The sequence below is a fragment of the Blautia sp. HA8986 genome, from assembly GCF_056504635.1.
Window position 1 is genome coordinate 96,386 of the sequence record NZ_JBWLUQ010000001.1, and the last position, 22,667, is coordinate 119,052.

General features: G+C 45.5%; 15 protein-coding genes. 13 read left to right on the plus strand and 2 right to left on the minus strand.

Features of this window, described 5'->3' with window-relative positions:
* The first annotated feature begins 43 nt into the window (after positions 1 to 43).
* The 4 genes from AC04Q4_RS00425 to AC04Q4_RS00440 all read left to right on the plus strand — a co-directional run bounded on the left by AC04Q4_RS00425 (position 44) and on the right by AC04Q4_RS00440 (position 4,215).
* The gene (locus tag AC04Q4_RS00425) at positions 44 to 1,396 is read left to right on the plus strand and encodes a hypothetical protein (RefSeq protein ID WP_195454973.1); all 1,353 of its coding nucleotides are present in this window, start codon (positions 44 to 46) and stop codon (positions 1,394 to 1,396) included.
* 104 nt (positions 1,397 to 1,500) lie between these two features.
* A complete protein-coding gene (locus tag AC04Q4_RS00430) occupies positions 1,501 to 2,469 on the plus strand; it encodes an ABC transporter permease subunit (RefSeq protein ID WP_476388264.1) in 969 nt (322 codons plus the stop codon).
* Entirely contained in the window at positions 2,466 to 3,332 is an 867-nt protein-coding gene (locus AC04Q4_RS00435) for an ABC transporter permease subunit (RefSeq protein ID WP_476388265.1), read from the plus strand. The genes AC04Q4_RS00430 and AC04Q4_RS00435 overlap by 4 nt, the downstream gene beginning before the upstream one ends.
* A gap of 232 nt (positions 3,333 to 3,564) precedes the next feature.
* The gene (locus AC04Q4_RS00440) at positions 3,565 to 4,215 is read left to right on the plus strand and encodes a trimeric intracellular cation channel family protein (RefSeq protein ID WP_044961278.1); all 651 of its coding nucleotides are present in this window, start codon (positions 3,565 to 3,567) and stop codon (positions 4,213 to 4,215) included.
* 106 nt (positions 4,216 to 4,321) lie between these two features.
* Here the strand turns inward: AC04Q4_RS00440 and AC04Q4_RS00445 are convergent, their stop codons facing one another.
* Positions 4,322 to 6,046 (minus strand): ammonium transporter, encoded by a 1,725-nt coding sequence (locus AC04Q4_RS00445; RefSeq protein ID WP_476388266.1) that lies wholly within the window; start codon positions 6,044 to 6,046, stop codon positions 4,322 to 4,324.
* Between the two features lie 302 nt (positions 6,047 to 6,348).
* Positions 6,349 to 8,451 carry a glutamine synthetase III family protein gene (locus AC04Q4_RS00450; protein ID WP_173737607.1) on the minus strand — a complete coding sequence of 701 codons (2,103 nt, stop codon included), beginning with the start codon at positions 8,449 to 8,451 and terminating at the stop codon, positions 6,349 to 6,351.
* Positions 8,452 to 8,842: 391 nt separating this feature from the next.
* Here AC04Q4_RS00450 and purF point away from each other — a divergent pair, with 391 nt between their 5' ends.
* The 9 genes from purF (at position 8,843) to gatC (ending at position 22,665) form a co-directional block, all read left to right on the plus strand.
* The gene (gene purF, locus AC04Q4_RS00455; protein WP_119239956.1) at positions 8,843 to 10,237 is read left to right on the plus strand and encodes an amidophosphoribosyltransferase; all 1,395 of its coding nucleotides are present in this window, start codon (positions 8,843 to 8,845) and stop codon (positions 10,235 to 10,237) included.
* A 278-nt stretch (positions 10,238 to 10,515) separates the two neighbouring features.
* Positions 10,516 to 10,749 (plus strand): HPr family phosphocarrier protein, encoded by a 234-nt coding sequence (locus AC04Q4_RS00460; RefSeq protein ID WP_456298181.1) that lies wholly within the window; start codon positions 10,516 to 10,518, stop codon positions 10,747 to 10,749.
* Positions 10,750 to 11,070: 321 nt separating this feature from the next.
* A complete protein-coding gene (locus AC04Q4_RS00465) occupies positions 11,071 to 12,699 on the plus strand; it encodes a CTP synthase (protein ID WP_476388267.1) in 1,629 nt (542 codons plus the stop codon).
* Positions 12,696 to 17,249 (plus strand): glutamate synthase large subunit, encoded by a 4,554-nt coding sequence (gene gltB, locus AC04Q4_RS00470; RefSeq protein WP_476388268.1) that lies wholly within the window; start codon positions 12,696 to 12,698, stop codon positions 17,247 to 17,249. Before AC04Q4_RS00465 ends, gltB begins: the two co-directional genes overlap by 4 nt.
* A gap of 13 nt (positions 17,250 to 17,262) precedes the next feature.
* Positions 17,263 to 18,750: a glutamate synthase subunit beta gene (locus AC04Q4_RS00475; RefSeq protein WP_288245409.1), complete on the plus strand. Its 1,488-nt coding sequence runs from the start codon at positions 17,263 to 17,265 to the stop codon at positions 18,748 to 18,750.
* A gap of 228 nt (positions 18,751 to 18,978) precedes the next feature.
* Positions 18,979 to 20,301, plus strand: coding sequence for a type I glutamate--ammonia ligase (gene glnA / locus AC04Q4_RS00480; protein ID WP_476388269.1), 1,323 nt, complete (start codon positions 18,979 to 18,981; stop codon positions 20,299 to 20,301).
* 38 nt (positions 20,302 to 20,339) lie between these two features.
* A complete protein-coding gene (locus tag AC04Q4_RS00485; protein WP_476388270.1) occupies positions 20,340 to 20,894 on the plus strand; it encodes an ANTAR domain-containing protein in 555 nt (184 codons plus the stop codon).
* A 131-nt stretch (positions 20,895 to 21,025) separates the two neighbouring features.
* The gene (aspS, locus tag AC04Q4_RS00490; RefSeq protein WP_022426749.1) at positions 21,026 to 22,357 is read left to right on the plus strand and encodes an aspartate--tRNA(Asn) ligase; all 1,332 of its coding nucleotides are present in this window, start codon (positions 21,026 to 21,028) and stop codon (positions 22,355 to 22,357) included.
* 14 nt (positions 22,358 to 22,371) lie between these two features.
* Positions 22,372 to 22,665, plus strand: a complete 294-nt coding sequence (gene gatC / locus AC04Q4_RS00495; RefSeq protein ID WP_110102034.1) for an Asp-tRNA(Asn)/Glu-tRNA(Gln) amidotransferase subunit GatC — start codon at positions 22,372 to 22,374, stop codon at positions 22,663 to 22,665.
* The last annotated feature ends 2 nt before the right edge of the window (positions 22,666 to 22,667 follow it).

The following is a 22,667-nucleotide window of genomic DNA, read 5'->3' on the forward strand; positions in this document are numbered from 1 at the left end:
AGTGCGATTAAAAAGAGAAGATGAATAATAGGGAGGTAGCAGCATGAAGAAAAAAATGATGAGCCTTGTACTGGCAGCAGCAATGATGGCAGGTATGACAGTAAGTGCAGTTCCGGCATTTGCAGAGGAAGCAGAGACTCCGGATAATGAGATCACCGGTGATTCCAGTGCAGAAGATGCGTTCGTTATCTGGGGATGGAACGATGATATCAAGAAAATCCTTGATGGGCCATTCAAGGAAGCTTATCCGGATGACTATAAGAGGATCGTATTTGTAAATACAGGTGGATCTGATTATTATCAGGGAAAACTTGATCCGATGCTTGACGATACCAGCAATGAGCTGTATCCGGATCTTATGGGTCTTGAGGTTGACTATGTGCAGAAATATGTAAACAGTGACTGGGTTAAATCCGTTGCAGATCTTGGAATCACAGAAGATGATTACAAGAATATGTACAAATACGATCTGGATCTTGGAACTGATGCGGACGGCAACGTAAGAGCACTGTTCTGGCAGGCAACTCCTGGATGCTATCAGGTTCGTGCAGATCTGGCAGAGAAATATCTTGGAACAACAGATCCGGCAGCTATCGCAGAGAAATTTAAAGATCTGGATACCATCCTTGCAACAGCAAAAGAAGTAAACGATGCTTCCGGTGGAAAATGTAAACTGTTCTCAGGCTATGATGAGCTGAAACGTTCTCTTACAAACTCCAGAAGCCAGGGCTTCTATGATGATAATGATGTGATCACACTGGATGACAATATCACAACATATCTGGAAACAGCTAAGAAACTTTATGATGATGACCTTACTTACAATACAGACCAGTGGAGTGCTGACTGGTATGCAAACATGGACGGTGACGGAGAATCCAGCAATGCAGCACTTGCATACATGGGATGCCCGTGGTTCACATACTGGTGCTTAAGTGACACATGGAAAGAGAATACGATTCTTGTTCCTGCACAGAATAAGTGCTACTGGGGCGGCACAGGCCTTGCAGCTACAACTGAGTGCTCTGATCCTGACCTTGCAGCAAAGATCATGAAATACTTTACCTGTGATACGGATGGAATGGTAGCGATCAATGCGCTGAATTCTGACTATGTAAACAACACAGAAGCAATCAACAAGATTATCGAGAGTGGTGCATCTGCAGACGGAAACGGATTCCTCTATAAAGATGCAGGACAGAATTTCATGGAGTTCTTCCTCCCACTGGCAGACGGACTTGATGCTTCTATGGTAAAAGCAGAAGACCAGCAGATCCTGTCACTTCTGGATACTCAGACAAAAGCTTATGCAACAGGCGAGAAGGATCTGGATACAGCAATCTCTGATCTGAAAGCTTCCATCCATGACACATACTCTTACCTGAAAACTGAGTAAATAAAGGAACAGGGACGATATCTGATTGTAACTGAATTGAGAGATAATTAAGCGGTGCCGCTTCTTCTGAAAAAGAAGGGGCGGCACATTTGACAGGGGAAATTATGGATAAGAAGAAAAAGAAAAAAATCAGCTACGGCAAATACGGGTATTTTTTCATAGCGCCGTTCTTTATCACATATCTGTTGTTCCAGCTCTGGCCGCTGATAAATACATTTTATTACAGTACCCTTTCCTATTATAAGCGGAACGGAAGAGAGTTCGTGGATTTTGCCGGAATCCAGAATTTCCTCAATGTACTTGGCCTTGCAGCAGGTGAACGGCCCTATGCCCTCAGTTACCTGAAAAACACACTGATCATGTGGGGCTTCAACTTTGTTCCGCAGATCCTGGTATCTCTTCTTCTGGCAGTATGGCTGACAGACCAGAAGGTAAAAGTTAAGGGAACCGGTGCAGTGAAAGTTATTGTATACCTTCCAAGTATTATCACAGCGGCATCTGTTTCCGTATTGTTTAAAGCATTGTTTTCCCAGTACGGACCGATCACCCAGACTCTTAAGGACTGGGGAGTGATCGCGAAAAATTTCGATTTCATGTCCAGCGTAGCAGGAAGCCGCGGACTGATCTCCGGAATCCTGTGGTGGATGTGGTTTGGAAATACTACATTGCTTCTGATTTCCGGTGTGCTTGGAATTGATCCGGGATTATTTGAGGCGGCAGATATTGACGGGGCGACCGGATTTGAGAAATTCCGTTATATCACACTTCCGCTTCTGAAGCCGATCATGCTTTATACACTGGTAACATCTGCTATCGGTGGTCTGCAGATGTACGATATCCCGGCACTGTTTAATGTACCGGAGACCGGTCTTGTAGGACTTCCGGATGATAAGACAACTACAATGGCTATGTATATCATGCGTCTCTACAACAGTGACGTTGGTAAGGCGGCAGCAGTTTCTGTTATACTTTTTGCAGTAACGCTGATCGTCAGCTTGATCCTTTTTGCATCTATGAGTGACAAGGATGATAGAAGGATGAAGAAGGCCAGAAAGGCAGGTGGAAAGAGATGAGTAAAACAAAAGACAGCTACAGTGCTTCCCTGAAGCACAGAACACAGGTCAGGACAATCATCTGTATCCTGTTCTGCGTCATTGCACTGGGACCGTTCCTCCTCCTGGTAATGAATGCGACAAGAAGTTCCGATGCCATCAAATCCGGAATTTCACTGATCCCTTCCACCCATTTTCTGGAGAACTGGAAGAACCTGATGATTAAGCAGAATGGTATGCAGATCACTCTGCAGAGAGCAGCGCTGAACTCCCTTACCATCACAGTTCCGGGAACGATCCTTTCGGTATATTTTTCTTCTCTGACAGCTTATGGAATCTTTGTTTATGATTTTAAGCTGAAAAAACTTGCATGGGCGTTTATCATGGCGATCATGATGGTACCGAGCCAGATATCCATTATCGGTTTTTATCGTTTTATGCTGGATCTGAAGCTGGTGGATACATACATTCCACTGATTATCCCGACGATCGCAACGCCGGCGGTGGTATTTTTTATGAAGCAGTATATGGAAAGTACTCTTTCTATTGAGATGATCGAGGCGGCCAGGATTGATGGTTCCGGTGAGCTTCATACCTTTAACCGGATCATCATGCCGATCATGAAACCTGCAGTTGCAACACAGGCGATCTTCCAGTTTATCGCACAGTGGAACAACCTGTTTACACCGACTATCATGCTGACTTCTGATTCTAAGAAGACGTTGCCAATGTTTGTACAGCTGTTAAGTTCCAATCAGTTCCGTACAGATTATGGCGTAGTTTATGTGGGACTGTTTGTTACAATTATCCCGTTGATCGTGGTTTATCTGATCCTGTCCAAGTATATTGTTGCAGGTGTGGCTCTCGGTGGAGTAAAAGGTTAAAATCGGCGCGTATGATAAGTGTGAAATCTGTAAAATATGAAAAAGAAAAGATGTACAGAATGATGAATTTCTGTTAGAATAAGAAAAGTGATTATAAAAATAAGAGAAGGAATCCTGCGTGCCAGGGTTCCTTCTTGCACCCTGTGGAAATAAGGGGATGAGGTGAAAAACCGGTTGTAGTCAGAAGTACTAAGATAACATGGAATACAGCCGGATATGTGTGGAGGGGGAAATGGATTATCAGAGTATGTTTACATTTATGCTGGAGATGGCAGGAACTATTGCGTTTGCTGCTTCCGGAGCTATGGTGGGAGCGCAGCGGGGAATGGATATTTTCGGGGTCTGCGTTCTTGGAGTGGTGACTGCAGTGGGAGGAGGAGCTACCAGGGATATTATCCTGGGAATCGTGCCGCCGGGAATGTTTCAGGATCCGCTGTATACCATTGTGGCAACAGTGACGTCCTGTATTGTTTTTGCAGTGATGTACTGGAAACAGGAGCTTCTGGAAGGCGGGAACCGGCTGGTCTATGATAAGGTGATGCTGGTGATGGATACGGTTGGACTTGGCGTGTTTACTGTTATGGGTGTTGATAAGGGGATTTCACAGGGATATATGGGAAGAACTTTTTTTCTTGTGTTTCTTGGGACTGTCACAGGAGTTGGCGGCGGTCTGATCCGTGATATGATGGCAGGAGTACCGCCATATATTTTTGTGCGCCATATTTATGCCTGTGCATCTATTGTAGGTGCCATTGCCTGTGTTTGGATATACAGGCTGTGGGGTGGAGTGCCGGCTATGGTGATCGGAACGGTAGTGGTGATCCTGATCCGGTATCTGGCAGCGCATTATCGGTGGAATCTGCCGAGATTGAGAAGAGAATAATATATGAAAAGATCCGGAACATTTAAGGAATTGTTCCGGATCTTTTCTGGCTTTTATTTGGTTTATATTGCGTAGAAAGATTTTATCTGTTTTGATTATAAGAGGATCATGCGTCTGTATCCTGCAGAGCCAGGAAGCCTTCCTCGCCGGTACGGATCTTTACTACGTTTTCGATGTCGTAAACGAAGACTTTACCATCACCGATCTGGCCGGTATGAAGAACTGCCTTTGCAGTATCAATAACCTTCTGAACAGGTACGAGACTTACAACGATTTCGATCTTAACCTTCGGACGGAGGTTCATGTCAACCTCAACACCACGATAGTAGGTTGGAGCACCCTTCTGAACACCACATCCCATAACATTTGTGATAGTGATACCGGTTACGCCGATCTCGTTCATGGCCTGCATAAATTCATCCAGCTTGTTCTGACGTGTGATGATAACAACTTTTGTCAGTTTGTGTACGCCGTCTGCCGGAATCTCAGGAACAGATTCAGCAGGAGCAGAAGGAGCGTGTTTTACAACAGGGGCTTTTACGGAAGTTCCCATTGGAGTCGGAGCCTTTGTCATGGTATCCTGTACAAAGAATCCATCGTATGCACTTGCAAGGCCATGCTCTTTCACATCCAGACCTGCAATCTCTTCCTCAGCGGAAACGCGAAGACCGATGGTGTGTTTGATCACCTGAAAGATAATTGTCATAGTAACAGCAACCCATGCGATAGTAATAGCCATACCAATAAACTGAACACTGAAGCCGTGGAAACCACCGCCTGTGAGGAGACCTTTCCACTCGGTACCTGCACCGTCAGAGAAAAGACCTACAGCAAGAGTTCCGAAAGCACCGTTGAGACCGTGAACACCAACAGCACCAACCGGGTCATCAATTTTGAGAACTTTGTCAATGAATTCAATACCAAATACTACAATGAATCCGGAAATGATTCCGATGATAGCTGCAGATGTAGGAGATACGGTATCGCAGCCTGCTGTGATGGCTACCAGTCCTGCAAGAGAACCGTTGAGTGACATGGAAACATCCGGCTTTTTGTAGCGGATCCATGTGATCAGCATAACCGTTACAGTTGCAACGGCAGCTGCAAGGTTTGTTGTTACGAAGATTTTTCCGGCGCTTACAATGGCATCGCCTTCCATGCTGACAGTGGATGCACCGTTGAAACCGAACCAGCAGAACCAGAGGATAAATACACCAAGTGCACCAACAGTAAGGTTATGTCCCGGGATCGCTCTGGATTTACCGGATTTGGAATATTTTCCGATACGAGGTCCGAGGATGATGGCACCGATTAGTGCAGCAACACCACCTACCATATGAACGGCACAGGAACCTGCGAAATCATGAAATCCCATCTGGCTGATAAATCCGCCGCCCCAGATCCAGTGGCCGGATACAGGGTATACAACGAGGCTGATCAGTAAGCTGTAGATACAGTAGGAAATGAATTTGGTACGTTCTGCCATGGCACCGGATACGATAGTTGCAGAGGTAGCACAGAATACTGTCTGGAAGATGAGAAATGCCCAGAAAGGAACTCCATCCGGAAGCATTGCGTTTCCGTAGTTTGCCTCTGAGGCGATTCCTCCGATCTTACCGAAGAAACCGTTTCCTGCACCGAACATGATGCCGAATCCAACCAGCCAGAAGACCGGAGTTCCGATACAGAAATCCATCAGGTTTTTCATGATGATATTACCTGCGTTTTTTGCTCTTGTGAATCCTGTTTCAACCATTGCAAAGCCAGCCTGCATGAAGAAGACCAGTGCGGCACCGACGAGGACCCATAATGTGTTTGCTGAAGAATACATAGTAACACTCCCTTTCCCAATTTTTTCTTTCCTATTATATAAGATATATACAGAAAGGATTTTTATAATACCGGACAGGAGAAAAACAGACAGAATTTATCCAGTATCAGTATAACGAAAAAGCGCAGGAGAGAGGAAATTCTCTTCCGCGCCTTTACGAAATCAAAATAAGTATATGTAAAACAGGGGATATCTGTATCGTGTGATTAATGGATGAGGAAATCGATAATGAATTATGAAGTAGAGTTCATAAGGGATATCCCCTGTATTTACCGTATGAAATTGTTATCTGATATCAGTTGTCAGATAGAGAATAACAGCTCGTCATAAGTCGGATATGGAAGTAACTCATCCGGGATCAGAGCCTCTGCCTCATCAGCGGATTTTCTTAAAGCTTCCATGTCTTCCAGAACAGTTCCCTGATAAGCCTTAGAGCATGCAAGTACATCGTCAGAAGAAGCAAGAGCTTTTGCTGTATCTGCTTTCAGAGTTTCCAGATCCGTTGCCATGGTGTCTGCAAGTGTACTCAGTTTGGAGATCAGAGCAACTTCGCTTGCTACAGAAACGTCAGCTACTACAGATTTCTTTGCAGCTGCAGTATCTGCAAGCTTTTCAACATATGTATATACAGAAGGAATTACCTGTTTCTGGATCATCTCAGCAAGAGTGTTGGACTCGATGTTGATGGTCTTATAATAGTTTTCAAGCCAGATCTCGTAACGGGAGAAGAGTTCTTCCTTTGTAAAGATGCCATGCTTTGTAAACAGCTCAATGTTCTTCTCGGCAATGAAATGAGGAAGAGCATCAGGAGTTGTTTTCAGGTTGTAGAGACCGCGTTTCTCAGCCTCTTCAACCCACTCGTCTGTATAGCCGTTTCCGTTAAAGATGATGCGTTTATGCTCTTCAATGGTTTTCTTAAGAAGTGCATGTACTGCGCTTTCCATTTCTTCTTCCGGAACATCCTTAAGAGCTGCGCTGAATTCAGCAAGAACCTCTGCAACAGCAGTGTTTAGTACGATGTTCGGGTTTGCAACAGATGCCGCGGAACCAAGCATACGGAACTCAAATTTGTTTCCTGTAAATGCAAACGGTGAAGTACGGTTTCTGTCTGTGGTATCCTTTGTGAAGTGAGGAAGTACCTTTGCTCCGATATCCATCTGTACTGCATGCTTGTTGTTGAAGAAGGTATCATTTTCAATGGATTTCAGTATGTCTGTCAGCTCGTCTCCGAGGAAGATGGATACGATCGCAGGCGGTGCCTCGTTTGCTCCGAGACGATGATCGTTTCCGGCACTTGCAACGGATACACGGAGAAGATCAGCGTAATCGTCAACGGCTTTAATAACAGCTACCAAAAATACCAGGAACTGTGTATTCTCTGCCGGTGTTTTTCCAGGATCAAGAAGGTTTACACCTGTGTCTGTGCTCATGGACCAGTTGTTGTGTTTACCGCTTCCGTTGATTCCCTCAAATGGTTTCTCGTGAAGGAGGCAGACCATGTTGTGCTTGTCAGCAACTTTTTTCATAATTTCCATGGTCAGCTGGTTGTGGTCGACAGCAACATTTGTGGTATCAAATACAGGAGCCAGCTCGTGCTGTGCAGGAGCAACCTCGTTATGCTTTGTTTTGGCCGGAATGCCAAGCTTCCAGAGCTCTTCGTCAAGATCATGCATGTAAGCAGCAACACGAGGTTTCAGAGCTCCGAAGTAATGATCCTCCATCTCCTGTCCTTTTGGTGCGGAAGCTCCCAGAAGTGTACGTCCGCAGAAAATCAGGTCTTTTCTCTTTTTATAGAGATCCTTGTCAACCAGGAAGTACTCTTGCTCAGGTCCTACTGTTGTGTTGATATGACGAACCTCTTTGTTTCCAAGGATGTGAAGAATACGAACTGCTTCTTTGTTAAGTTCATCCATGGAACGGAGAAGAGGAGTTTTCTTATCAAGTGCCTCTCCGCTGTAGGAACAGAATGCTGTAGGAATGTAAAGTGTCTTATCTTTGATGAATGCTGGTGAAGTAGGATCCCATGCTGTATATCCTCTTGCTTCGAAAGTAGCACGAAGACCACCTGACGGGAAACTGGATGCATCCGGCTCACCTTTTACCAGCTCTTTACCGGAGAAATCCATGATCACCTGTCCATCACCTGTAGGGGAGATGAAGCTGTCATGTTTTTCTGCTGTTACGTTTGTCATCGGCTGAAACCAGTGTGTGTAATGTGTTGCACCGTTTTCGGTAGCCCATTCTTTCATTGCAACTGCTACGGAATTTGCAACATCCAGCTCCAGATGAGTTCCGTTTTCAATTGTTTTCTTTAATGCTTTGTACATGTCCTTTGGCAGTTTGCTTCGCATCACTTTGTCATTGAATACAAGACTGCCATACATTTCCGGGATACTCTGTGCCATATAGGTACACTCCTTTCGATTTCACTCATTCATTATAATTTTTAATTATCTTATAAGGACCGCTGCCGGAATGACCGGTATTACGGGCCGAAAAAAACAAAAAAAGCGCTTCAGATACCTCTCGTATCCAAAGCGCCTTTGCTTTATGTGTTGCAGTATACACCAAAATTAAAGATTGTCAAGAGCTTTTTTAAAAAAAATCTAAAAAATCGATCAGGGCGATCGGACTGTCGGAAAATAGGCAGGGTTGACAAATCTTGTCCTTTTATTATAATCTGATATCGTAGTTATACATTCGAAAAGTCAGTGATCGCCATAAGTGATCATGGAAAAAGAAGCTTTTTGACCAGTTACAAAGATACACAATACGGAAAAACAGATGGAGGAAAATATGTCAGGAGTAAAGGAAGAATGTGGCGTATTCGGGATTTATGATCTGGATGGAGGGAATATTGCACCATCTATTTATTATGGTCTTACTTCGCTGCAGCACAGGGGACAGGAGTCCTGCGGAATGGCCGTTTCAAGGACGGACGGAGAAAGAGGAAACGTACAGTTTCATAAAGATCTCGGACTGGTAAGCGAAGTTTTACGAAAAGATGTTGTACATAATATGAATGGTGACATCGGAATCGGACATGTTCGTTATTCCACCACCGGAGAGTCTGTTGCGGAGAATGCACAGCCGCTGGTACTTTCTTATATTAAGGGAAGTCTGGCATTGGCGCATAACGGAAATCTGGTTAATACAGAAGCTCTGAAATGGGAACTGATCCAGACAGGAGCGATCTTCCATACAACGACAGATTCAGAGGTTATTGCTTTCCATATTGCAAGAGAGCGTGTTCATTCTGCAACAGTAGAGGAAGCAGTACATAAAACAGTAGAGAAGATCAGGGGCGGATATGCGCTTGTGATCATGAGCCCGAGGAAGCTGATCGGTGCCCGTGACCCGTACGGACTGAAACCACTTTGTCTTGGAAAGAGAGACAATGCTTATGTTCTGGCATCTGAGAGCTGTGCACTGACATCTGTAGGAGCGGAATTTATCCGTGATATTGAACCGGGTGAGATTGTCACGATCACCAGGGACGGACTGAAATCTAGCAAACTGGCTGAACAGAAAAAGCATGCTCATTGTGTTTTTGAATATATTTATTTTGCAAGACTGGACAGCACCATGGATGGCGTAAAAATCTATGATGCAAGGATTCGTGGAGGAAAATCTCTTGCAAAGTCCTATCCGGTGGAAGCGGATCTGGTAACCGGTGTACCGGAATCCGGACTTCCGGCAGCAAAAGGCTATTCGGAGGAATCCGGGATTCCGTTTGGCTTTGCATTCTATAAAAACAGTTACATTGGAAGAACTTTCATTAAGCCTACACAGCAGGAGAGAGAGTCAAGCGTTCATCTGAAGCTGAGCGTTCTGGAATCAGTGGTGAAGGGTAAGAGAATCGTTCTGGTGGATGATTCCATTGTCCGTGGAACTACCATTGCCAATCTGATCCACATGCTGAAAGAAGCCGGAGCCAAAGAAGTACATGTACGTATCAGCTCCCCGCCATTTTTACATCCCTGTTATTTCGGTACGGATGTGCCGTCCAATGATCAGCTGATCGCGGCACAGCATAGCACGGAAGAGATTCGCAAGATGATCGGTGCGGATTCTCTTGGCTACATGCAGATTGATTATCTGGAAGGCATGGCGGGTGGACTTCCGCTGTGCAAAGCATGCTTTGATGGTAATTATCCGATGGAGATACCAGAAGAAATCAAACAGGATTAATGAACTATATGGAATTAATCTCACAGTTAAAAATGATGGATTGAAAAATGAAAATATGAAAACTGCACAATAAATATCTAAGAAACCCGGATTTTATCATATAAAATTCGGGTTTCTATAGGAAAAATGTCCAAAACGATAAAAAATATCAACTTGACAAATCTGACAATATGAGACATAATGTGGGACAACCAGATGAGAAAAGGCCGCTGGTCTGGAAAATACAGGAAAACAGCGAGGCCGGAATAATGCCGGTTTTTACCGAGATAAAAGAGAGGATGATATTTATGTCTAAAAAAATTAGATTGAATGCGACAGAGGATGTTAAAGAATTTGTTAAGGCTGCAAGTAAATGTGATTTTGATGTAGATATTTCATATAACAGAATTTTAATTGATGCAAAATCTATCCTTGGGATACTCAGCATGGATCTGACCAAGGTTCTTACAGTAACCTGTCATGGTGAGGACCATGAGTTTAATTGTTTCCTTCAGAAATATGCAGTTGCCTGACAGACAGTGCAGAGACAGACAAGATATAAAAGACATAAAAAGAAAAGACAGACGTGGCTGCAGAGACAGGAAATCAGATGGAAATCCTCGGCAGGCGTCTGTTTTTTATTTGTAACCATTTCATAGGAAGAAATTCCGCAGATTATATGAAAAATCAGTTATTGACAAATAAAAAAAAATAGTTTATAGTAAACCATATTTTATATGAAAGATAACTGACAAAGGCGTCAGGAACGGATACCACAGGGGAATTCTCGCCCCTTGGAACCTGTTCCGGACGCCTTTTTGTTGTGGAACACAAAATGGAGGAGGAAATCGAAGATGGCAGTAAAGTATGTTTTTGTAACGGGTGGAGTTGTTTCCGGTCTGGGAAAAGGAATTACCGCAGCGTCTCTTGGGCGCCTTCTGAAAGCCAGAGGGTATCAGGTGACCATGCAGAAATTTGATCCCTACATTAATATTGACCCGGGAACTATGAACCCCATTCAGCATGGAGAGGTTTTTGTAACCGATGACGGTACAGAGACTGATCTTGACCTTGGACATTATGAACGTTTCATTGATGAAAGCCTTGACAAGAATTCCAATGTGACAACCGGTAAGATTTACTGGTCTGTTCTTCAGAAAGAGCGTCACGGTGATTTTGGCGGAGGTACCGTTCAGGTGATCCCGCACATTACCAATGAGATCAAGAGTCGTTTTTACAGAGCAAAATCCGCAGACGAAGACAGAATTGCCATCATCGAGGTTGGCGGTACAGTCGGTGATATTGAGAGCCAGCCGTTCCTGGAATCCATCCGTCAGTTCCAGCATGATGTGGGGCATGACAATGCAGTCCTTATCCATGTAACTCTGATCCCATATCTCCGTGCTTCCGGAGAGATGAAGACCAAACCGACCCAGGCCAGTGTAAAAGAGCTTCAGGGAATGGGAATCCAGCCGGATGTCCTGGTATGCAGAAGCGAGTATCCTCTTACCGAGGATATCCGTGGAAAGATCGCCCTGTTCTGTAATGTGCCTGTAAGCAATGTGCTTCAGAATCTGGATGTGGAATATTTATATGAAGCGCCTCTTGCAATGGAGAGAGAAAAGCTTGCAGACGTGGTACTGCAGAGCTTAAGACTTGAGAACCGCAAACCGGATCTTACAGACTGGGAGAATATGGTGGAAAATCTCCGTCACCCTGATAAAACGGTGAAGATTGCCATGGTTGGTAAATATACACAGCTTCATGATGCATACTTAAGTGTTGTGGAAGCACTGAAGCATGGAGGAATCTCCTGCCGTGCAAAGGTTGATATCGTGTGGGTAGATTCTGAAGAACTCAATGAGAAGAACCTGGATCAGACCCTTCATTCCGTAGATGGTATTCTGGTTCCGGGAGGATTCGGAAACCGTGGTACAGAAGGAATGATCCTTGCGGCGCAGTATGCAAGAGTTCATAAGATCCCGTACCTTGGAATCTGCCTGGGAATGCAGATGGCTATTGTGGAATTTGCCCGCCATGTGCTTGGGTATGAAGATGCCAACAGTATTGAGCTGGCACCGGAAACAACGCATCCGGTCATTGCCCTGATGCCGGATCAGGAGGATGTGGAAGATCTTGGAGGAACCCTTCGTCTTGGAAGCTATCCGTGTGTGCTTGCCGAAGGCTCCAGATCCTATGAGCTTTTTGGAAAGAAAGAGATCCAGGAACGCCACAGACATCGTTATGAGGTAAACAACGCATTCCGTAAGGAACTGGACGAAAAGGGAATGTCCATTGTGGGAACATCCCCGGATGCTCATATTGTTGAGATGATCGAAATTGCCGGACATCCGTTCTTTGTGGGAACACAGGGACATCCGGAATTTAAATCCAGACCAAACCATGCACATCCTCTGTTCCGTGGATTTGTGCAGGCGGCAGTTGATAAAAAGACGGCAGAAGAAGCTGCAATGAAAGGATGAGAAAAATGAGAGAAGTAGCAAATCAGCAGCAGGGCCTCTACCGCCCTGAATTCGAACATGACAACTGCGGTATCGGAGCCGTTGTTAATATAAAAGGAAAGAAAACACATGATACAGTTGCCAATGCTCTTAAGATCGTAGAGAATCTTGAGCATCGTGCTGGTAAGGATGCAGAAGGAAAAACCGGTGATGGTGTCGGTATCCTTCTTCAGATTTCCCATAAATTTTTTAAGAGGGTCTGTAAAAAAGAGGGCTTTGACATTGGTGGTGAGAGAGAATACGGTGTAGCCCAGCTCTTTTTCCCGCAGCAGGAGATCAAACGTGCCCAGGCAAAGAAGATGTTCGAGATCATCGTGGAAAAAGAGGGACTGGAGCTTCTGGGATGGCGTACAGTGCCGGTTTTTCCGGAGGTACTCGGCCATAAAGCGAAAGAGTGCATGCCGTGCATCATGCAGGCATTCGTTAAGAAGCCGGAGGATGTGGAAAAGGGCCTTGCCTTTGACCGTATGCTTTACATCGCACGCCGTGAATTTGAACAGAGTAATGACAATACCTACGTGGTTTCCATGAACAGCCGTACCATCGTATACAAAGGTATGTTCCTGGTAGGACAGCTCCGCACCTTTTTTGGTGATCTTCAGAGCCAGGATTACGAGTCTGCCATTGCAGTGGTACATTCCCGTTTCAGTACCAACACGAACCCGAGCTGGGAGAGAGCACATCCGAACCGTTTCATTGTACATAACGGTGAGATCAACACGATCCGTGGCAATGCCGATAAGATGCTTGCCCGTGAGGAAAACATGGAGTCTCCGTATCTGAAGGATGAGCTGCACAAGGTTCTTCCTGTAGTTAACCGCAATGGCTCTGACTCCGCAATGCTTGACAATACCCTGGAATTCCTAGTTATGAGTGGAATGGATCTTCCACTTGCAGTGATGATTACAATTCCGGAGCCATGGGCAAACAACGATACGATCTCTCAGGAGAAGAGAGATTTTTATCAGTACTATGCGACCATGATGGAGCCATGGGACGGTCCTGCGTCCATTCTGTTCTCAGATGGTGATGTGATGGGAGCAGTTCTTGACAGAAACGGTCTTCGTCCATCCAGATACTATATCACCTCTGATGGTTATATGATTCTTTCCTCAGAGGTTGGTGTTCTTCCTGTAGATGAAGAGAAGATCGTATTAAAAGAACGTCTTCATCCGGGAAAAATGCTTCTGGTTGATACCGTTCAGGGTCGTGTCATTGACGACAATGAGCTCAAAGAAAAATATGCGAAAAAACAGCCTTATGGTGAGTGGCTGGACAGCAATCTGGTACAGCTTCATGATATCAAGATCCCGAACCAGAGAGTTGTCGAGTACACACCGGAGGAGAGAGCACGCCTTCAGAAAGCATTCGGATATACTTATGAGCAGTACCGTACTTCCATCCGCAACATGGCATTAAACGGCTCAGAAAGCATCGGAGCCATGGGACATGATACTCCGCTTGCAGTATTTTCCAAGGAACATTATCCGCTGTTCGACTACTTTAAACAGCTTTTCGCACAGGTAACAAACCCGCCGATCGATGCGATCCGTGAGGAAATCGTTACTTCCACAAGTGTATATGTAGGAAAAGACGGAAATCTTCTGATCCAGAAGCCGGAGAACTGTCAGGTGCTGAAGATCAACAATCCGATCCTGACCAACACCGATATGCTGAAGATCAAGAATATGAAAAAGGACGGCTTCAAGGTTGTAACAATTTCTACATTATATTATAAGAGCACAAAGCTTGAACGTGCCATTGACCGTCTGTTCGTAGAGGTTGACAAAGCCTTCCGTGAGGGAGCAAACATCCTGGTCCTTTCTGACCGCGGTGTTGATGAGAACCATATGCCGATCCCGTCCCTGCTGGCGGTTTCCGCAGTACATCAGCATCTTGTAAAAACAAAGAAGAGCACGTCCCTTGCCCTGATCCTGGAATCCGGTGAGCCAAGAGAAGTTCATCATTTCGCAACACTTCTTGGTTATGGCGCAAGTGCTGTCAATCCATACCTGGCACTGGATACCATCCATGAACTCATCGATACCCATATGTTGGACAAAGATTACTATGCAGCGGTTGATGATTACAATCATGCGGTTATCAGCGGTATCGTAAAGATCGCTTCCAAGATGGGCATTTCCACCATCCAGTCCTATCAGGGATCTCAGATCTTTGAGGCAATCGGAATTTCCCAGGATGTGATCGACCGCTACTTTACAGGAACAGTAAGCCGTGTAGGCGGAATCACACTGGAAGATATCGAGGATAACGTAGAAAAACTCCACTCTGAGGCATTTGACCCGCTGGGACTTGCCACAGACCTTACTTTAGACAGCGTAGGTGCTCACAAGATGAGAAGTCAGGGCGAGGAGCACAGATACAATCCACGTACTATCCATCTTCTTCAGCAGTCCACAAAACAGGGCAGCTATGAGATGTTCAAAGAATATACAAAACTGGTAGACGAAGAAGGTCATGGGAACTTAAGAGGACTTCTGGACTTCAAGTTTGCAAAAGAGCCTCTTCCCATCGACCAGGTTGAGAGTGTTGACGACATTGTAAAACGATTTAAGACAGGTGCCATGTCCTACGGTTCCATTTCCCAGGAAGCTCATGAGACTCTGGCTATTGCAATGAACCATCTCCATGGAAAATCAAATACAGGTGAGGGTGGTGAAAGTGATGAGCGTCTGGATTCCGCAGGAACAGACAATGACCGCTGCTCTGCGATCAAACAGGTAGCAAGCGGACGTTTCGGTGTTACCAGCCGTTACCTGGTTTCTGCAAAAGAGATCCAGATCAAGATGGCACAGGGTGCAAAGCCTGGTGAAGGTGGACATCTTCCTGCAAAGAAGGTATATCCGTGGATCGCAAAAACCCGTCATTCTACACCGGGAGTCAGCCTGATCTCTCCGCCGCCTCATCATGATATCTACTCTATCGAGGATCTTGCAGAGCTGATCTATGACCTGAAAAATGCAAATAAATATGCGGATATTTCCGTAAAGCTGGTTTCTGAGGCTGGTGTTGGTACTGTAGCCGCCGGTGTTGCAAAGGCCGGAGCACAGACTGTTCTGATCTCCGGATATGACGGAGGTACAGGAGCAGCGCCAAGAAGCTCCATCCATAATGCAGGACTTCCATGGGAGCTTGGACTTGCAGAAACACATCAGACACTGATCATGAACGGACTTCGTAACCGTGTACGTATCGAGACAGACGGTAAGCTGATGAGCGGTCGGGACGTTGCCATTGCAGCACTTCTCGGTGCAGAGGAATTCGGTTTTGCAACAGCACCGCTTGTAACTATGGGCTGCGTGATGATGAGAGTCTGCAACCTGGATACCTGTCCGGTTGGTGTGGCTACCCAGAATCCGGAGCTTCGTAAGAGATTCCGCGGAAAACCGGAGTATGTGGAGAACTTCATGCGCTTTATCGCACAGGAGCTGAGAGAGTACATGGCACGCCTTGGTGTTGCCACCATTGATGAGATGGTAGGCCGTACAGACCTTCTTACAGTTTCTGACAGTGTGCAGGAGCCGCATAAGGGTAAGGTTGATTTAAGTGCCATCCTGAACAACCCATATGCAGGAAAGGGTAAAGTAACCTTTGATCCGAAGGCTGTATATAATTTCAATCTTGAGAAAACTCTGGATGAAAAAGTTCTGGTCAGAAAATGTGCACCGGCGATCCAGAAGGGTGAGAAGGTTTCTGTTGATGTAAACGTTACTAATACAGATCGTGCATTTGGTACCATTCTCGGATCTGAGATCACAAGAAACCATAAGGACGGACTTGCGGAGGATACTGTAACTGTAAACTGTACAGGTGCAGGCGGACAGAGCTTCGGCGCCTTTATCCCGAAGGGACTGACACTGAAACTGACCGGTGACAGCAACGACTATTTCGGAAAGGGACTTTCCGGCGGTAAGCTGATCGTTAAGGTTCCGGAGAAGGCCGGATACAAGGCTGAAGAGAACATCATCGTCGGAAACGTAGCACTCTATGGTGCAACCAGTGGAACTGCATTTATCAATGGTGTTGCAGGTGAGCGTTTTGCAGTACGTAACTCCGGTGCGGTTGCAGTTGTTGAGGGCGTTGGCGAGCATGGCTGCGAGTACATGACAGGTGGCCGTGTGGTAGTTCTTGGAAAAACAGGAAAGAACTTTGCAGCAGGTATGAGCGGCGGTATCGCTTATGTTCTTGATGTGGATAACGTTCTTTACAAGAACCTCAATAAAGCAATGATCTCCATTGAAAAAGTGAATAATAAATATGATAAAAAAGAGCTTCGTGATCTTATCGAGGCTCATGTGGAAGCAACAGGCTCCGAGATCGGTAAGAAGGTGCTGGCTGATTTTGATTCCTATCTGCCTCACTTCAAAAAACTCATTCCGGATGAGTACAAGAGAATGATCACATTAAGTGCAAAGCTGGAAGAAAAAGGTCTGACCAGCCAGCAGGCACAGATGGAAGCGTTCTATGAGAGCATCGGCGTGAAACATTAAGGAGGATGAGGAAATGGGAAAGCCAACTGGATTTTTAGATTATGAAAGAGAAACGGCAAAGGTTCTGCCGCCAAAGGAACGTATTCAGAATTTCAACGAATTTCGAGTTCCGTTAAATAAAGAAAAACAGAAACTTCAGGGAGCACGCTGTATGGCCTGCGGCGTCCCCTTCTGCCAGGCAGGTATGATGATTGGCGGAATGGCTTCCGGCTGTCCGCTGCACAATCTGGTTCCTGAGACAAATGATCTTGTGTACACAGGAAACTGGAAGCAGGCATTCCTTCGTCTGAACAAGACACATAGTTTTCCGGAGTTTACATCCAGAGTGTGTCCAGCACTTTGTGAGGCTGCATGTACCTGTAACCTGAACGGAGAGCCGGTCAGCACAAAGGAGAATGAGAAAGCTATTATTGAGACAGCCTATGCAGAGGGATGGGTAAAGCCGCAGATTCCGCCTGTCCGCACAGGAAAGACAATCGCAGTTATCGGAAGTGGTCCTTCCGGACTGGCAGCAGCGCAGCAGCTGAACCGCCGTGGTCACAGCGTAACAGTATTTGAGAGAAACGACCGTATCGGAGGACTTCTCCGCTACGGCATTCCGAACATGAAGCTGGAGAAAAAGGTCATTGACCGCAGACTGAAGCTGATGGAAGAGGAAGGCGTGAAATTTGTTACCAATATCAATGTTGGTGTTGACATTACTGCAGAACAGCTTCTGAAGGATTATGACCGTGTTCTTCTCTGCTGCGGAGCTTCTCATCCGAGAGATATCAATGTTCCGGGAAGAGATGCCAAGGGAATTTACTTTGCAGTGGATTTCCTGAAGCAGGTAACAAAAAGTCTTCTGGATACAGATTTTGCAAAATTCCCATATGAGCTTGCAAAGGGCAAAAATGTTCTGGTTATCGGTGGCGGAGATACCGGTAATGACTGCGTGGGAACCTCCATCCGTCTTGGCGCAAAATCTGTAACACAGCTTGAGATGATGCCGCAGCCTCCTGCAGCAAGAACTCCTTCCAATCCATGGCCGGAGTGGCCGAAGGTCCTGAAAACCGATTACGGCCAGGAAGAGGCTATTGCAGTATTTGGCCATGATCCTCGGATCTATCAGACAACCGTTACCGAGTTTATCAAGGACAAAAAAGGAAATGTCTGCAAGGCCAAGATCGTAAAGCTGAAAAGTGTAAAGGATGAAAAGACCGGAAGATTTAACATGGTACCGATTGAAGGCAGCGAGGAAGTAATTCCGGCAGATCTGGTTCTTATTGCGGCCGGTTTCCTTGGCAGCGAGAAATATGTGACAGATGCTTTCCGTGTAGCACTTACACCAAGAACCAATGTGGAAACAAAACCGGAGCAGTATGCAACAAGTGTAGACCGTGTATTCACAGCAGGTGATATGCACCGTGGACAGTCTCTTGTTGTATGGGCGATTCATGAGGGACGTGAGGCTGCGAAGGCAGTTGACGAATCATTGATGAGCTATTCATATTTACAGTAAAATAACAGATACCAGGGGCAAAAGGTCAAAAAACTGTTCGTGTTTCCGCGATAAAGCTTTTGAACTTTTGCCCCTTTTAAAAAATGGTTGACAAAGAATTGACCGATTGCTATAATTACGTCCATGAACAAGGGTGTTCTTCAGGAGCGGAAGCTCTCTGAAGTGCACCCTTTTTCTGATTTTGAGGGTAATTATTTTGTGTGATGAGGAAATAAAGGAGAGAATACTATGGGGAATTATACCAGAGAAGAGATTCTTGCAATGGCAGAGGAGGAAGACGTAGAGTTCATCCGCCTCCAGTTTACGGATATGTTTGGAACTCTGAAAAATATTGCGATCACAGCAAGAGAGCTTCCAAGAGCCCTGGATAACCAGTGCGTTGTATATGGCTCTCATATTGCGGGCATTGTGGGAGAGAAGGAGCCGGATCTGATCCTGTATCCGGACTATGATACCTTTTCAATTCTCCCATGGCGTCCTCAGCAGGGAAAGGTTGCAAGACTGATCTGCGATATGCGCCGTGCAGACGGATCAGAGCATGAGATGAGTTCCAGATACATTCTGAAAAAAACAGCGCAGGCAGCAGAAGAGGCAGGCTACACCTGCTATGTTGACCCGGAATGCGAGTTTTTCCTGTTTCATATTGATGATAACGGAATGCCTACAACGGTTTCTCACGAAAAGGCCGGATATCTGGATGTAAGTCCGGTGGATTTAGGCGAAAATGCAAGACGTGACATGGTACTGACTCTTGAGGATATGGGATTTGAGGTGGAATCCTCTCATCATGAGACAGCACCTGCACAGCATGAGATCGCCCTTCATTACGGGGAAGCACGTGAGATGGCAGACGAAGTTATGACCTTTAAGATGGCAGTAAGAACTGTAGCCAAACGTCATGGACTTCATGCGACATTTATGCCGAAGCCAAGACGGGAAGTAAACGGTTCAGCCATGCATATCCATTTTTCACTGTTTAAAAATGGAAAAAATATTTTCGTGGATCAGGATGATCCGTCCAAACTCAGTGAAGAAGCATGTTTCTTTATCGGAGGTCTTCTGGCACATAGCCGGGAGATGGCTCTTGTCACAAATCCGCTTGTAAATTCCTACAAACGTCTTGTGCCTGGATTTGATGCACCGACAGAACTGACCTGGACGAGAAATAACCAGAATTCACTTGTAAGGATCCCGAGAGTTAATGGTGCTGATACCAGGATCGAGCTTCGAAGTCCGGATGCTGCATCCAACCCGTACCTTGTTTTTGCGGTATGCCTGGCAGCGGGCATGGATGGAATCCAGAAGAAGATCTATCCTACAAAAGCTTCTGATCGTTCTCTTTCAGAGTCGGATCAGAAGGAACAGGGTATCGAGAATTTACCGGAGAACCTGCGGGAAGCGATCACGCTGTTTGAGGACAGCAGCTGGATGAAGGAAATCCTTGGGGAGACTTTCTGCAAACAGTATGCACAGGCTAAGAGAAAAGAATGGCTGCGTTATTCCCAGGAGATTTCCGATTGGGAGATCGAGGAGTATCTGTATCGGATCTGATGAACGAGGCATAATAGGACGAAAGAGAGTGGCGGCTTATGAACACGAGTATCGTGATTGCATTACCGAAAATAGAAGATGCAAAAAAGATCCGCACAGTCCTTAACAGATATGGATTCACGGTAACGGCGGTATGTAATTCGGGTGCAAATGCCCTTGCCAGTATCTCGGAGCTTGATGGCGGTGTTCTGCTTTGCGGTTATCACCTTCAGGATATGTATTACCGTGATCTTCTGGACTATATGCCGGATTATTTTGAAATGCTGCTTATGGCCTCCCAGGGAGTGATCAGCGAGGCACCAACCTCCGTTTTATGTGTGGGAATGCCTCTGAAGGCCGGAGATCTGGTAAATACGGTGAGCATGATGCTTTCCCAGATAGAAAGGCGCTGGAAAAAAGATAAGAAAAAGCCGAAGCAGCGTTCATGGAAAGAGCAGAATTATATTTCAAATGCAAAGATGCTTTTAATGGAAAGAAATCATCTGAGTGAGGATGACGCATACCGCTATATCCAGAAATGCAGTATGGATTCCGGAACCAATATGGTTGAGACAGCCCAGATGGTTCTGATGCTTTTATATGATTCTGTGTAAAAAACAACAAAAAAACAACAGAGCGGACAGAAATGATCTGCTCTGAATGCCTGATATCACACCGGATCGGGGAAAATTCCGCAGGGGATTTCCTGATTCGGTGAAACTACTTTGAATTGGAGGATGAGGGAATGGAATTTATGGATGGAATCTGTAAGACTAGAGAATGTGCCTGGGATGTGCTTCTTTCCGAGAGCATGAAAGACCAGGAAGCAACAGTGGAAGGTGCAATACACAGCATCCGTAATATGGGTGATGTGGCATTTGTGATACTTCGAAAAAAAGAAGGGCTTTTTCAGACTGTATATGAGAATGACAAGACAAATGTTTCCATTCATGATCTGAAGGAGGCAATGTGTGTGCGTCTCACAGGAACTCTTCATGAGGAAGAAAGAGCGCCTCACGGAAGAGAGCTCCGCATCAGCCATGTGGAGATCCTTTCCTCACCTGCAGAGCCTCTTCCACTGGCTATCGACAAATGGAAGCTGAACACTTCCCTGGAGGCAAAGCTGAATTATCGTCCTATCGCCCTGCGTAATGTGCAGGAGCGTGCAAAATTCAAGATCCAGGAAGCTCTGGTGCGGGCATTTCGTGATTATCTCTATGAAAAGGGATTTACCGAGATCCACACACCGAAGATCGGAGCCAGAGGTGCAGAGGGTGGTGCAAATCTGTTCAAGCTGAGCTATTTCCATAAACCGGCTGTTCTGGCACAGAGCCCACAGTTTTATAAACAGATGATGGTAGGCGTTTTTGACCGTGTATTTGAGACCGGTCCTGTATTCCGTGCAGAGAAGCACAACACAAAACGTCATCTGAACGAATATACAAGCCTTGATTTTGAGATGGGCTATATCAACGGATTTGAGGATATCATGGAGATGGAAACCGGATTTCTTCAGTATGCGGTAGAACTTCTTAAGAAAGACTACGCTCATGAGCTTTCCATTCTGAAGGTGGAGCTTCCGAAGGTGGACAAGATCCCGGCAGTACGTTTTGACAAGGCCAAAGAGCTGGTAGCTGAAAAATATAAACGCAAGATCCGCAACCCATATGATCTGGAGCCGGAGGAAGAAGCGCTGATCGGAAGATATTTCAAAGAAGAATATGATGCTGATTTTGTTTTTGTCACACATTATCCGTCTAAGAAGCGTCCGTTCTACGCAATGGATGATCCGTCAGATGAGAAATTTACATTAAGCTTTGACCTTCTGTTCAAGGGACTTGAGGTAACTACAGGCGGACAGCGTATCCATGATTATCAGATGCTGAAGGATAAGATCGCAGCCCGTGGCATGGATGAAGAGGGTATGGAGCAGTATCTGGATACCTTCAAGCATGGAATGCCGCCTCACGGAGGACTTGGAATCGGACTGGAACGTCTTACCATGCAGATCCTCGGAGAAGAAAACGTTCGTGAGACCTGTTTGTTCCCACGTGATATGAACAGACTTGAGCCGTAATAAGGAGAAAAAAGATGGCAAAGATAATCGATGATGAAACAATGGAAAATGTCTGCATTCTTGCGAAGCTTTCTCTGACAGAGGATGAAAAGGAAAAAGCAAAAGAGGACATGCAGAAGATGCTGGACTATGTAGACAAGCTGGATGAACTTGACACTTCTTCCGTAGAGCCCATGTCCCATATTTTTGAGGACGAAAACGTATTCCGTGAAGATATTGTGACAAACGGAGACAATCATGAGGCGATGCTTGCCAATGCACCGAAACAGAAAGAAAACCAGTATCAGGTTCCGAAAACAATTGGATAAGA